A 12,314-nucleotide genomic window follows, 5' to 3' on the forward strand; every position below is an offset into this window, starting at 1 on the left:
GTCGGCCCGGCCGCTGTGCCCGGGCGACCGTTCCTGCTCGCCGACAGCGTCACCCTGACCCGGCGCAGCCTGGCGCACTGGCGCCGCGACCCCGGGCCGCTGATCGCGTCGCTGGGCTTCGACGTCGTCATGGTGCTGATGTTCGCCTACCTGTTCGGCGGCGCGCTCCAGGTGCCGGGCGGCGGCAACTACCGCGAGTTCCTGATGCCCGGCATGTTCGCCATGACCATGGTGTTCGGCATCAGCCTCACCACCCTGGCCGTCTCCGCCGACGTCGACCGGGGCGTCACCGACCGGCTCCGGTCGATGCCGGTGTCGCCGCTGGCCCTGCTGATCGGCCGCGCCGCGGCCGACATGCTGTTCGCGGTGGTGACCCTGGCGGTGATGGTGCTCGCCGGCCTCGCCGTCGGGTGGCGGGCGCACGGCGGCGTCGGCGACACGCTCGCCGCGTTCGGGCTGATCCTGCTGCTGCGCTTCGCCCTGGTCTGGGTCGGCATCTTCCTCGGTCTGGTGATGAAGGGGCCGCAGGCGGTCGTCGGCGTGCAGACGCTGGAGTTCCCGCTCGGCTTCCTGTCCAACGCGTTCGTGGCGCCGTCCACCATGCCCGCGTGGCTCGGGGCGGTGGCGGAGTGGAACCCGCTGTCGGCCACCGTCGGCGCCGTCCGGGAATTGTTCGGCAACCCCGGCTGGGGCGGCGACTCCTGGGTGGTGTCCCACTACCCGGTGCTGGCGGTGGCGTGGCCGCTGGTCCTGGTGGCGGTCTTCCTGCCGCTGGCGGTCCGCGGATACCGCTCCTTGCGCAACTGACCGTCGGACCGGACGGGTAAGCTACGGTACGTTGTACGCCAAGCGGGGTGGGCCGCCGGTGCGATCGGGAGGTACGAGGTGCTGCTCGGGCGGTTCGCGGTCGTCTTCGAGCCGGGCGATCCGCCCCGGGCCGGCACGGTCAGCTTCTACCACCCGACCGGCGACGCGGTGCCGGACGAGTGCGACGAACTCGGCGACGTCCGCGAACTGACGCTGGCCCTGCCCCTCGACGGCCCGGTCGCGGCGTGGCAGGTGCGGGTCTGCGCCGTGCCGGTCGCCGACGCGGTCCGGCAGCTCGTCGCGCTGCGCGACGCGGCGGACGTGACGCCCGCCGCCGCGTTCTGGTCGGCGGTGGCGGTCACCGGCCTGCACCTGGTGGCGCGGGGCCGGCTGCTGCCCGGCGTCACCCCGGACGGGCACGACGCCTGGCGGGTCGGCCCCTTCGACGTGGCCGACGTGGAGCGCATCCGCGCGCTCGCCGCGGCGATGCCGGCCGGGGCTCGCGCCGTGCCGGTCGACCCGTTCGCCGGCACGCTCGTGCTGCCCGCCGCCGAGGACCTGGTCCGGGCGTTCCTGGACGCGGTGGCCGACACGCTGCCGCGCATTCCGGCGGCGCCCTGGCTGACCGGCGACGACCGGTTCACCGCCCTGGACCCGCAGCCGGTGGAGGAGCTGCGCGACTGGGCGCGGGAGGTCTCCGCCGGCGTGGACACCGGGCTGCGGGTGGCGTTGCGGCTGGAGGGACGCGGCGACTTCGCCACCACCGGCCTCACCGCGGTCGTCCGCCTGCGCAGCCTCGCCGACCCGACGGTGGTCAGCGACGCGGCCGCGCTCTGGGAGGGCGACGCGCACGGCCTCGGCGAGCAGGCCACGTTCGAGGCCATGCGCGCGGTGCGCCGGGCCGCGACGGTGTGGCAGCCGCTGGCCCGGCTGCTCGACGAGGCCGCCCCGGTCGAGCTGGAACTGCTCGACGAGGATCTGATCGACCTGCTGGGCGGCGCCGAACGGCGGCTCGCCGCGGCCGGCGTCGACGTCGAGTGGCCGCCGCGGCTGTCCCGCGAGCTCACCGCCCGCGTCCTGATCTCCTCGCCGCCGGAACAGCCGGCCGACCCGGCCGGCTTCCTCCGCTCGGCCGCGCCGATGCCGCGGAGTTGGCAGCTCACGCTCGGCGGCGAGGCGCTCACCGACGCGGAGATGGACCTGGTCGCCAAGTCCCGGCCGATCGTCCGGCTGCGGGAGCGGTGGGTGGCGGTCGAGCCGGAGCTGGCCCGCCGGGCCCGGGAGCGGCAGCTCCCGCCGCTCCGGGCGTACGACGCGCTGGCCGCCACGTTGATCGCCAGCACCGAGGTGGACGACGAACGCGTCGAGGTGGTGGCCGACGGCTGGCTCGGCGCGTTGCGGGAGCGGATCGCCGAGCCGGACGGCGGCCCCGAGCGGCTGGCCCCGCCGGCCGGGCTGGACGGCACGCTCCGCGCGTACCAGCTGCGGGGGCTGCGCTGGCTGGAGCGGATGACCTCGCTCGGCTTCGGCGGCTGCCTCGCCGACGACATGGGTCTGGGCAAGACCGTCACCGTCGTCGCGCTGCACCTGCGCCGCCGCGCCGACCCGGCCCTCACCGGGCCGACGCTCGTGGTCTGTCCCGCCTCGGTGCTGGGCAACTGGGAACGCGAGATCCGCCGGTTCGCGCCGGGCGTGCCGGTCCGCCGGTTCCACGGCGCGGCCCGCACGCTCGACGACCGCACCGACGGGTTCGTGCTGACCAGCTACGGCACCATGCGACTGGACGCCGCGGTGCTCGGCCGGCGACGGTGGGGGCTGGTGGTCGCCGACGAGGCGCAGTACGTGAAGAACCGGCTCAGCGGCACCGCGAGGGCGCTGCGCGAGATCCCCGCCGACGCCCGTCTCGCGCTCACCGGCACGCCGGTGGAGAACAACCTCTCCGAGCTGTGGACCATCCTCGACTGGACCACCCCCGGCCTGCTCGACACGGTCGGCACGTTCCGGGCCCGGTGGGCCCGGCCGATCGAGGTGGACCGGGACGTGTCAGGCGTGGACCGACTGTCCCGTCTGGTCCGTCCGTTCCTGCTGCGGCGCCGCAAGTCCGACCCGGGCATCGCGCCGGAGCTGCCGCCGAAGACGGTCACCGACCACCTGGTGTCGCTCACCGGAGAGCAGGAGACGCTCTACCGCCGGGTCGTCGACGAGGTGATGGGCGAGATTCGCGCCAACCCGACCGGCATCGCCCGCCGGGGGTTGGTGCTGAAGCTGCTCGTCGGGCTGAAGCAGGTGTGCAACCATCCGGCGCACTACCTGAAGGAGCCGCACGGCGAGCTCTCCGGCCGTTCGGAGAAGTTGCAGCTCCTCGACGACCTGCTGGAGACCATCCTCGCCGAGGACGGCGGCGCCCTGGTCTTCACCCAGTACGTGCGGATGGCCCGGCTGCTGGAGCGGCACCTGACCGAGCGGGGCGTGCCGGCGCAACTGCTGCACGGCGGCACGCCGGTGCCGCAGCGCGAGGAGATGGTCCGCCGGTTCCAGGCCGGCGCGGCGCCGGTGTTCCTGCTCTCCCTCCGGGCGGCCGGCACCGGTCTCAACCTGACCCGGGCCGACCACGTCATCCACTACGACAGGTGGTGGAACCCGGCGGTGGAGGAGCAGGCCACCGACCGGGCGTACCGGATCGGGCAGACCCGGCCGGTGCAGGTGCACCGACTGATCGCCCAGGGCACCCTGGAGGACCGGATCGCCGCGCTGCTGGAGTCCAAGCGGGAACTGGCCGACGCGGTGCTCACCGGCGGCGAGACCGCGCTGACCGAACTGTCCGACGCCGAGCTGCTCCGGCTCGTGCGGCTACGCGACGAGGGATGACGGACGTGGACTTCGACGTCGAGTTCGACGACGAGCCGGACGACGAGACGGCCGGGCCGGTCGAGGACGACGGGCGGGCCCGCAGCTTCCCGGCGTTCGGGCCGGGCCGACGGATCGGCCGGAAGTTCGCCGACACCTGGTGGGGCAACGCCTGGATCGAGTCGATGGAACTCACCGCGCTCGACCCGGAACAGCTCAGGAAGGGCCGGCGGTACGCGTTCGCCGGTCAGGTCGGGCCGATCACGGTGAGCCCCGGGCGGATCTCCGCGCCGGTGCACGACGGCGACCAGTACACCCCGCACCACACCGAGGTCCGGATCTCCACGCTCGCCGACGCGGAGTGGGACCGCCTGCTGGACCGGGTCGCCGCCCGGGCCGGGCACATCGCCGCGCTGCTCGACCGGGACATGCCGCAGGACCTGGTGACCACCGCCGACGACGCCGGGGTGCGGCTCCTGCCCGGCTACGGCGATCTGGAGCCCTCGTGCGACTGCCCGTCCTGGGACCATCCCTGCCGGCACGCCGCCGCGCTGTCCTACCAGACGTCCTGGCTGCTGGACCGGGATCCGTTCGTGCTGCTACTGATGCGGGGCCGGGCGGAACCGGAGCTGATCGAGGAGCTGCGCACGCGCAACGCCGGTCGCGCGGTCGCCGCCGGCGCGGCGGACGCCGTCGGCGTCCGGGCCGAGGAGGCGTACGCGACCGTCCCGGCCGCCCTGCCCGGACCGCCGCCGGCGGTCCGCGACGAGCCGATGGCGCTCACGCCGCTGCTGGCCCCGCACGACGCGCCCGGCCTGGACGCCGAAGCGCTGGGCGTGCTCGCCGCGGATGCCGCGTCCCGGGCCCGGCGCCTGCTCACCGCCGACGCGGCCGAGGTGCTCGCGCCGGAGCCCGACGCCTGGTCGGACGCCGTGCGGCTGGCGTCGCGGATGCCGCGCTCGCGGGCCGCGCGCCGCCTCGGCGAGGCCAGCGGCCGGGCCGCCGACCTGCCGCTGGCGATCAGGGCCTGGGAGTACGCCGGCGCCGCCGGCCTGGCCGCTGTCGACGCGGTGTTCAGCCCGCCGAAGGAGCTGGTGTCCCGGGCCACCGACGCGCTGCGCGAGGCCGGCGGGATCGGCGGCACGACGCCGGAGGTGCGGAACTGGCGCAACCGCTGGACCGTGGGCCGGGACGTGCAGGTGCGTTACGGCCCGGACGGCCGCTGGTATCCGTTCCGCAGGCGGTCCGGACGGTGGTGGCCGGCGGGCCCGCCCGGACCGGATCCGGCCGACGCGCTGCTGGACCTGTCGAAGGACTGAATCCTGGACCGGCGGCCGGCCGGAGGGTCCCGCTCCGGCCGGCCGCCTCGACGGCCGGCCCGTACGCCATACGGTAAGCCACCGGTAGGATGGAGCCACTATGTCGAAGGAGCGCAGCGGCAAGGCCGATCCCGCACGCAGCCTGGCCATCCTCTGGCGCACCCGGGAACCCACCAGCCGCGGCACCGGCCCGGGGCTCAGCGTCGACCGGATCGTGCGGGCGGCCGTCGAGATCGCCGACGCCGAGGGCATCGACGCGCTCACCATGCGGCGGGTCAGCGAGGCGCTGGGCGCCGGCACCATGTCGGTCTACACCTACGTGCCCGGCAAGTCGGAGCTGCTCGACGTCATGGTCGACACCGTCTACGGCGACATGCCGCGTCCGGCCGACGTGCCGGGCGGCTGGCGCGGCCGGCTGGACCGGATCGCCCGGGACAACCTGGCGCTCTACCGCGCCCACCCGTGGCTGCTGCGCGCCGAGACCAGCCGACCGGTGCTCGGCCCCCACACGCTTGCCAAGTACGACTACGAGCTGCGCGCGGTGGCCGACATCGGGCTGGACGACGTGGAGATGGACGCCGTGCTCACCCTGGTCCTCGGGCACGTCAAGAGCATCGCCCGCGCCGACCACGACGGCGCGCAGCTGGAACGCGAGACCGGGATGACCGACGGGCAGTGGTGGCAGATCCACGGCCCGTGGCTGGAGAAGTTCATGACCTCGGGCAGCTACCCGATCGCGGCCCGGGTCGGCTCGGCGGCCGGGGCGGCGCACGGCGCGGCCTACGGCCCGGAGTACGCCTTCGAGTTCGGGCTGCGGCGGGTGCTGGACGGCATCGCGGTGGTGGTCGCCGAGCGCACGGGCGGGGCCGGCCCGCTCGGCTCGCCCCCGCGCGACGGCGGGCGGTGACCGCGCGCCGCTAGGGTGGCCGCATGATCACGTGCGTCGTGCACTACACCATCGATCCCACCCGGATCGAGGCGTTCGAACGGTTCGCCCGCGCCTGGATGACGCTGGTGGCCCGGCACGGCGGCGTGCACCACGGTTACTTCCTGCCCGCCGAGGGCGCCAGCGACCGGGCCGAGGCGCTGTTCAGCTTCGAGAGCCTGGCGGCGTACGAGCGGTACCGCTCCCGGTTCGGCGTGGACCCGGAGTTCGTCGCGGCCGACCGGATCCGCGACGAGTCGGGGTGCGTGCTGCGGTACGACCGCACGTTCATGCGCCCGCTCCTGCCGACCGACTGACGCCGTCGCCGCGCTGCGGGGCGACGGCGGCAGTGGTCACCGGACACCCGGCCCGGCGTCCCGGGTGTCGACGGCCGCGGCGGCGTAACGCCGGGCCAGGCGGGCGAACGCGTCCCGCAGCTCGGGCGGCCCGACCACCTCGATGTCGGCGTCGTACCGGCCGAGCAGGGCGGCCAGGCCGGGCCAGGACCAGGCACCGAGCATCAGCCGGCAGCGGTCCGGGCCGAGCTCCTCGACCACACCGTCGGGGGTCCAGGTGGAGACCGTCCGGGCGGGCAGGTCGAGGATCACCTCCCCCCGGCACGGCCAGTCACCGGCGCCGTGGAACCGGCCGGCGACGTACGCCGCCACGTCGCCGCCGGGAAGCTCCCGGGGCGTGAACCGGGGGCCGGTCGGGGTGCGCGGACTGATCCGGTCGACGCGGAACGTGCGCCAGTCGTCGCGCTCCAGGTCCCAGGCGACGAGGTACCAGCGCCCGCCCCAGGTGACCAGGTGGTGCGGCTGGACCCGGCGTGGCGGCGGCAGGCCGTGCGGTGGATCGGCCGCCGGCCCGGCCGGGTAGTCGAAGCGCAGCACCTCGCGGGCGTGCACGGCGGCGCTGAGCGTCACCAGCAGGCCCGGCTCGACCCGGGGCCGGGCCGGGCCGCCGGACTTCTCCACCGCGACCACCCGCAGGGCGTCGACGCGGTGACGCAGCCGCGTCGGCATGACCTGCCGGACCGTGGTCAGCGCCCGCGAGGCGGACTCCTCGATGCCGGTCACGGTGGTCGCCGCGGTCTGCAACGCCACGGTGAGCGCCACGGCCTGCTCGTCGTCGAAGAGCAGCGGCGGCAGCGCCGCCCCGGCGCCCAGCCGGTAGCCGCCGTCCGGGCCCTTGGTGGCGGCGATCGGGTAGCCCAGCCCGCGCAGCCGGTCGACGTCGCGGCGCACGGTCCGCGCGCTCACCCCGAGCCGTTCGGCCAGCACCGCGCCCGGCCAGTCGCGACGGGCCTGCAACAGGGACAGCAGGGCGAGCAGGCGGGCGGACGTCGTCGACATGGGCCGCATTCTGCCCCCGGTAGCGGACAGGAACTGACCGCTACGCCTGCGAGCGTGGGCCGGTACCGATCGCCGACCGGAAGGAACCGATGACCGTGACCGCCCCGACCGCGCCGCCCACCACGCTCGACGCCGAGCGGACCGACCTGCTCCGGGCGCTCGCCGGCGCCCGCGCCGCGCTGACCGCCACGGTGCGCGACCTGACCGACGCCCAGGCTGGGGAGCGCCCCACCGTGAGCGCGCTCTGCCTGGGCGGGGTGCTCAAGCACGTCGCGTCCGGCGAGGAGGCCTGGCTGCGGTTCGTGGTCGAGGGCCCGGCGGTGATGACCTTCACCCTGCCCGACGGCGTGACCTGGGCGGAATTCCTGGCCGGCACGGCGCGCGAACTGCCGCGCTGGGCGATCGAACGGGAGCGGACGTTCCAGATGCTGCCCGAGGACACACTGCCCGCCGTCCTCGACCGGTACGCGCGGGTCGCCGCCCGGACCGAGGAGATCGTCGCCGGCCTGGCCGACCTGTCGGCGGCGCATCCGGTGCCGGACGTGCCCTGGCACGAGCCCGGCACGGTGCTGAGCGTGCGCGCGGTGCTGATGCACGTCATCGCCGAGACCCGGCAGCACGCCGGGCACGCGGAGATCCTGCGCGAGACGCTCGACCGGCGGAGCACCACCTGACCCGGCGCGGGCCCGCCCTCACCCCGGCGCGGCGACGGCCCGGCCCATCCGGGTCACCGCCTCGGTCAGCACGGCGGGCGAGGTGGCGAAGTTGAGCCGGACGAAGCCCGCGCCGCCGGTGCCGAAGACGTGCCCGGAGCTGAGCGCCACCCGAGCGTCGTCGAGGAACATCCGCGCCGGGCCGGACAGGTCGGTGACCACGCCCGGCCCGTCGCCCGGCGTCTCGGTGGGCACGCCGAGCCGGGTGCAGTCCAGCCAGGCGAGGTAGGTGCCGTCCGGCGGCTGCCAGGACACCGTGGGCAGGTGCTCGGCGAGCAGCGTCCCGAGCAACGCGCGGTTGGCGTCGAGGCCGTCGAGGAGCTGGTCCAGCCACGGCCCGCCGGCGGCGAACGCGGCGGTGTGCGCGAGCACCCCCAGGTGACTGGGACCGTGGCCGACCTCCTCCGGCATCCGGGCCAGGTCGGCGGCGGCGTCCGGCCCGGCCACCACCACCGCCGCCTTGAGACCGGCGAGGTTCCACGCCTTGGACGCCGACAGCAGCGCGAACGCGTTCCCGGAACCGGGGACGGTCAGGTAGGGGGTGAACCGCGCGCCGGCGAGCGCCAGCGGGGCGTGGATCTCGTCGGAGACGACCCGGACGCCGTGCCGCGCGGCCAGCTCGGCGACGGCGGCCAGCTCGTCGCGGCGGTGCACCACGCCGGTCGGGTTGTGCGGATTGCAGAGCAGGAACGCGGGCCGTGCGCCGAACAGCCGGGCCCGGCGGAACGCCTCGCCCAGCGCGGCGAGGTCGAGCCGTCCGTCCGGCCCGAGCGGGGCCTCCAGCACCCGCCGGTCGGCGTGCGAGACGAACGCGTAGAACGGCGGGTAGACGGGCGGGCAGACCACCACCGCGTCCTCCGGTTCGGTGACCAGCCGCAGCACCTCGACCACGCCCATCATCACGTCGGGCACCAGCGTGCTGCGCCCGACCGGGAAGTCCGGCCAGTCCCAGCGCCGCGCCGCGAACCCGGCGAGCGCCTCCGCGTAGCCCGTTCCGTGCGCGTAACCGGTGTCGCCCAGCTCGACCGCGCGGCGCAGCGCGTCGGCCACCGGCGGCGCGAGCGGCACGTCCTGCTCGGCCACCCAGAGCGGGAGCACGTCCGGCGGGTGCAGCCGCCACTTGACGCTGGTGCGCTGCCGGAGCTGATCCAGCGTCAGCCGGGTGAGCGGGTTGCGGTCGTCGGCGGAAACGCGCATACCGTTCACCCTAGGCGGCTCTACCATCGCCCGATGGCCCGCCCGACGTATCCACTGCGGACGCCGCGACTGCTGCTGCGCCCGGTCACGCCCGACGACCTGGACGACGTGCACGCCTGGCAGCGCCGACCCGACGTGTGCCGCTGGACGCTCGGCGCGCAGCCGCGTACCCGGGAGCAGTCCCGGGCGTCGGTGGCCGCGATGGTGGGCGAGGACGCGCTGCGCGCGGAGGGCGACTGCCTGACGCTGGCCGCGGTCGCCGGCGACCGGGTGATCGGCACGGTGGAGCTGGTCTGGCGCAGCCGCGCCGACCGTACCGCCGAGCTGGGGTACGTCTTCCATCCCGACCACGGCGGCCGGGGCCTGGCCACCGAGGCGGCCGGCGCGCTGCTGGACTGGGGGTTCGGCCCGTTCGGGCTGCACCGGGTGACGGGCCGGTGCCACGCCGGCAACGAGGCGTCCGCCCGGCTGCTGGCCCGGCTCGGCATGCGCCGGGAGGCGCGGCACGTGCGCAGCTACCGGTTCCGTGACGGGTGGGCCGACCAGCTCGTCTTCGCCGTCCTCGCCGACGAGTGGCGTCTCCGCACGGGCTGAGCCGCCCGCGTGCCGGCCGTACGGGCTGAGCCGGCCGGGTGCGGCCCGTACGGGCTGAGCCGGCCGGGTGCGGCCCGGGCCCCGGGGGCGGTCAGCCGGCGGTGACCGGGTCGCCGACCCGGATCTCGCCGGCGCCGACCGGGATCAGTCGGATGCCGAACCACACCTTGCCGTCGCGCCGGCGGTGCCGCGCCAGCGTGCGGATCGGCTCCCGGCCGCTGGTGAGCGTCACCGGGTCGATCAGGGTGAGCGAGCAGCGGTCGCAGCGTTCGGCGACCCGGAAGTCGACCGCGCCGATGCGCACCCGGGTCCAACCGTCCTCGGCGAACGGCGCGACCGGGCCGTCGAGCACCACGGTGGGCCGGAACCGGGCCATCGGCAGCGGGTCCGGCGCCGGCTCGCCCCGCTCCCGCGCGCCCTCGACGATCCAGTCCCGCAGCCGGCGCAGCGACGGCAGCGTGGCGGCCAGCAGCGGGCCGGCGTCGGCGAGGTTCAGCGGGTCGCCGGGGCGGCCTCCGTGCGCCTCCGACACCGGGCGGCGGCGCGGGTCGTCCAGCCAGCCCAGCCGCACCGGGCAGGCCAGGCGCTCGGTGAGCCAGTCGTGCGCCTCGGCGGTGGCCAGGCGCACCGAGTCCAGCCGGGACAGCGTGGTGGCGGCCGGGGACCCGGCCACCGGCTCGGGGACGACCAACGAACCGCCGGCCCGGTCGGTGAGCGTCAGCGAGTCGACGCCGGGCACGGCGGTCAGCCCGAGCATCCGGGGCGCGGTGCGGGCGGTGAGCACCGCGCCGTCCGGCTGCAGCAGCACCCAGCGTCGGTCGTGGCGCAGCCCCCACGGCTCGACCGTGGCCCGGTCGACGTCCACGCCGGCCAGCGACTTCACCGGGTGGATGTGGGCCGAGACGAGTCGCACGGTCAGCCGACCTTCGGGGTGGCCCGGTCGATGATCGCGGCGAGATCGAGCCCGCCGGGCAGCGTCCCGTACGCCTGACCGTGGTCGCCGCCCAGCCGGGACGCGCAGAACGCGTCCGCGACCGCCGGGTGGCCGTGCCGGACCAGCAGCGCGCCCTGGAGCACCAGCGCGAGCCGCTCCACCACGCGGCGGGCCCGCAGCTCCAGGTCGGTGTGGTCGGCCAGCTCGTCGCGCACCGCGCGGACCGCCGCGTCGAGGCGCGGGTCAGCGCCGGCCGCGGCGGCCACCTCCGCCTCGTACGCGGCCAGCACCTGCGGCTCCCGGGTGAGCGCGCGCAGCACGTCCAGCGCGGCGACGTTGCCGGAGCCCTCCCAGATGGAGTTCAGCGGCGACTCGCGGAACAGCCGCGGCATGCCTGATTCCTCGACGTAGCCGTTGCCGCCCAGGCACTCCAGCGCCTCGGCGGCGTGCCCCGGCCAGCGTTTGCACACCCAGTACTTCCCGACGGCCAGCGCCAGGCGCTTGAACGCGGTCTCGCCGGTGTCGCCACGCGCCGACCGGTCGGTGGCGCCGGCCAGCCGTGTCATCAGCACGGTGGCCGCCTCGGATTCCACCGCCAGGTCGGCCAGCACGTTACGCATCAGCGGCTGCTCGGCCAGGTAGCGGCCGAACGCCCGCCGGTGGATGGCGTGGTGCACGGCGGTGGTCACGCCCTGGCGCATGCCGGCCGCCGCGCCGATCACGCAGTCCAGGCGGGTCAGGTTGACCATGTCGATGATGGTGCGCACGCCGCGGCCCTCGTCGCCGACGCGCCACGCCACCGCGTGTTCGTACTCGATCTCGGCGGAGGCGTTGGAGCGGTTGCCGAGCTTGTCCTTCAGCCGCATCAGCCGCATCGGGTTGCGACCGCCGTCGGGCAGTACCCGGGGGACCAGGAAGCAGGTGAGGCCGTCCGGCGCCTGGGCGAGCGTGAGGAACAGGTCGCACATCGGCGCGGAGGTGAACCACTTGTGCCCGACCAGCCGGTAGCTGCCGTCCGGTTCGGGCCGGGCGGTGGTGGTGTTGGCGCGCACGTCCGAGCCGCCCTGCTTCTCGGTCATCGACATGCCGGCCAGCAGGCCGCGCTTGCTCTCCGGCGGGCGTAGCCCGAAGTCGTACTCGGTGCTGGTCAGCAGTGGCTCGTAGCGCGCGGCCAGCTCGGGGCTGTGCCGCAGCGCCGGCACCGCCGCGTAGGTCATCGAGATCGGGCAGCCGTGCCCGGCGTCGGGCCGCCAGACGTAGAAGCCGGCGGCGCGGGCCACGTGCGCGCCGGGCCGGTCGTCGGCCCACGGCGCGGCGTGCAGGCCGTGCCCGACCGCGGTACGCATCAGCTCGTGCCAGGAGGGGTGGAACTCCACCTCGTCGACGCGGTGGCCGTGGCGGTCGTGGGTGCGCAGCACCGGCGGGTGCTCGTTGGCCAGCCGGCCGTGCTCGGTGGCCGCCTCGCCGCCGGCCAGCCGGCCCAGCTCGCGCAGCCCGGCGGCGGCCCAGCCGGCGCCCTCCCGGGCCAGACCGTCGAGCAGCGCCGGATCGTCGGCGGTGTCGTGGCCGACCAGCGGCGGGACCTGGTTGACGACCTCGTGTGTGGTCACGGCGGCACTCCCA

11 protein-coding genes are annotated in these 12,314 nt (G+C 75.7%); 7 read left to right on the forward strand and 4 right to left on the reverse strand.

The window, feature by feature from the left end:
• Positions 1-15: 15 nt before the first annotated feature.
• The 5 genes from C8054_RS11615 (at position 16) to C8054_RS11635 (ending at position 6,215) form a co-directional block, all read left to right on the forward strand.
• Positions 16-807 (forward strand): ABC transporter permease, encoded by a 792-nt coding sequence (locus C8054_RS11615; RefSeq protein ID WP_107156835.1) that lies wholly within the window; start codon positions 16-18, stop codon positions 805-807.
• A gap of 78 nt (positions 808-885) precedes the next feature.
• Positions 886-3,675 (forward strand): DEAD/DEAH box helicase, encoded by a 2,790-nt coding sequence (locus C8054_RS11620; protein WP_107156780.1) that lies wholly within the window; start codon positions 886-888, stop codon positions 3,673-3,675.
• On the forward strand, positions 3,672-4,973 hold the full coding sequence (locus C8054_RS11625; RefSeq protein WP_107156781.1) for an SWIM zinc finger family protein: 1,302 nt from the start codon (positions 3,672-3,674) through the stop codon (positions 4,971-4,973). Before C8054_RS11620 ends, C8054_RS11625 begins: the two co-directional genes overlap by 4 nt.
• Positions 4,974-5,073: 100 nt before the next feature.
• The gene (locus C8054_RS11630) at positions 5,074-5,880 is read left to right on the forward strand and encodes a TetR/AcrR family transcriptional regulator (RefSeq protein WP_107156782.1); all 807 of its coding nucleotides are present in this window, start codon (positions 5,074-5,076) and stop codon (positions 5,878-5,880) included.
• A 23-nt stretch (positions 5,881-5,903) separates the two neighbouring features.
• Positions 5,904-6,215, forward strand: coding sequence for an NIPSNAP family protein (locus C8054_RS11635; RefSeq protein WP_107156783.1), 312 nt, complete (start codon positions 5,904-5,906; stop codon positions 6,213-6,215).
• Between the two features lie 36 nt (positions 6,216-6,251).
• On the opposite strand, the gene C8054_RS11640 is transcribed toward C8054_RS11635, so the two are convergent.
• Entirely contained in the window at positions 6,252-7,253 is a 1,002-nt protein-coding gene (locus C8054_RS11640) for a YafY family protein (protein ID WP_306766812.1), read from the reverse strand.
• Positions 7,254-7,342: 89 nt separating this feature from the next.
• On the opposite strand from C8054_RS11640, the gene C8054_RS11645 reads away from it, so the two are divergent.
• Entirely contained in the window at positions 7,343-7,927 is a 585-nt protein-coding gene (locus C8054_RS11645; RefSeq protein ID WP_107156785.1) for a DUF664 domain-containing protein, read from the forward strand.
• 18 nt (positions 7,928-7,945) lie between these two features.
• On the opposite strand, the gene C8054_RS11650 is transcribed toward C8054_RS11645, so the two are convergent.
• The gene (locus tag C8054_RS11650; protein ID WP_107156786.1) at positions 7,946-9,163 is read right to left on the reverse strand and encodes a MalY/PatB family protein; all 1,218 of its coding nucleotides are present in this window, start codon (positions 9,161-9,163) and stop codon (positions 7,946-7,948) included.
• A 33-nt stretch (positions 9,164-9,196) separates the two neighbouring features.
• On the opposite strand from C8054_RS11650, the gene C8054_RS11655 reads away from it, so the two are divergent.
• Positions 9,197-9,757, forward strand: coding sequence for a GNAT family N-acetyltransferase (locus C8054_RS11655; protein WP_107156787.1), 561 nt, complete (start codon positions 9,197-9,199; stop codon positions 9,755-9,757).
• A gap of 91 nt (positions 9,758-9,848) precedes the next feature.
• On the opposite strand, the gene C8054_RS11660 is transcribed toward C8054_RS11655, so the two are convergent.
• Complete coding sequence (locus C8054_RS11660; RefSeq protein ID WP_107156788.1) at positions 9,849-10,670, reverse strand: MOSC domain-containing protein; 822 nt, start codon at positions 10,668-10,670, stop codon at positions 9,849-9,851.
• 2 nt (positions 10,671-10,672) lie between these two features.
• On the reverse strand, positions 10,673-12,301 hold the full coding sequence (locus C8054_RS11665; protein ID WP_107156789.1) for an acyl-CoA dehydrogenase family protein: 1,629 nt from the start codon (positions 12,299-12,301) through the stop codon (positions 10,673-10,675).
• Positions 12,302-12,314 lie beyond the last annotated feature (13 nt).

Origin of the sequence: Micromonospora sp. RP3T (assembly GCF_003027925.1) — a bacterium.
In the GTDB taxonomy this organism is placed as follows: Bacteria; Actinomycetota; Actinomycetes; order Mycobacteriales; family Micromonosporaceae; genus Micromonospora.

What these genes read in the sequence shown, in the direction of transcription:
- C8054_RS11645 (WP_107156785.1), top strand. Translation starts at nt 7,343, where the DNA reads ATGACCGTGACCGCCCCGACCGCGCCGCCCACCACGCTCGACGCCGAG.
- C8054_RS11655 (WP_107156787.1), top strand. Translation starts at nt 9,197, where the DNA reads ATGGCCCGCCCGACGTATCCACTGCGGACGCCGCGACTGCTGCTGCGC.
- C8054_RS11630 (WP_107156782.1), top strand. Translation starts at nt 5,074, where the DNA reads ATGTCGAAGGAGCGCAGCGGCAAGGCCGATCCCGCACGCAGCCTGGCC.
- C8054_RS11650 (WP_107156786.1), bottom strand. Translation starts at nt 9,163, where the DNA reads ATGCGCGTTTCCGCCGACGACCGCAACCCGCTCACCCGGCTGACGCTG.
- C8054_RS11640 (WP_306766812.1), bottom strand. Translation starts at nt 7,253, where the DNA reads ATGTCGACGACGTCCGCCCGCCTGCTCGCCCTGCTGTCCCTGTTGCAG.
- C8054_RS11625 (WP_107156781.1), top strand. Translation starts at nt 3,672, where the DNA reads ATGACGGACGTGGACTTCGACGTCGAGTTCGACGACGAGCCGGACGAC.
- C8054_RS11635 (WP_107156783.1), top strand. Translation starts at nt 5,904, where the DNA reads ATGATCACGTGCGTCGTGCACTACACCATCGATCCCACCCGGATCGAG.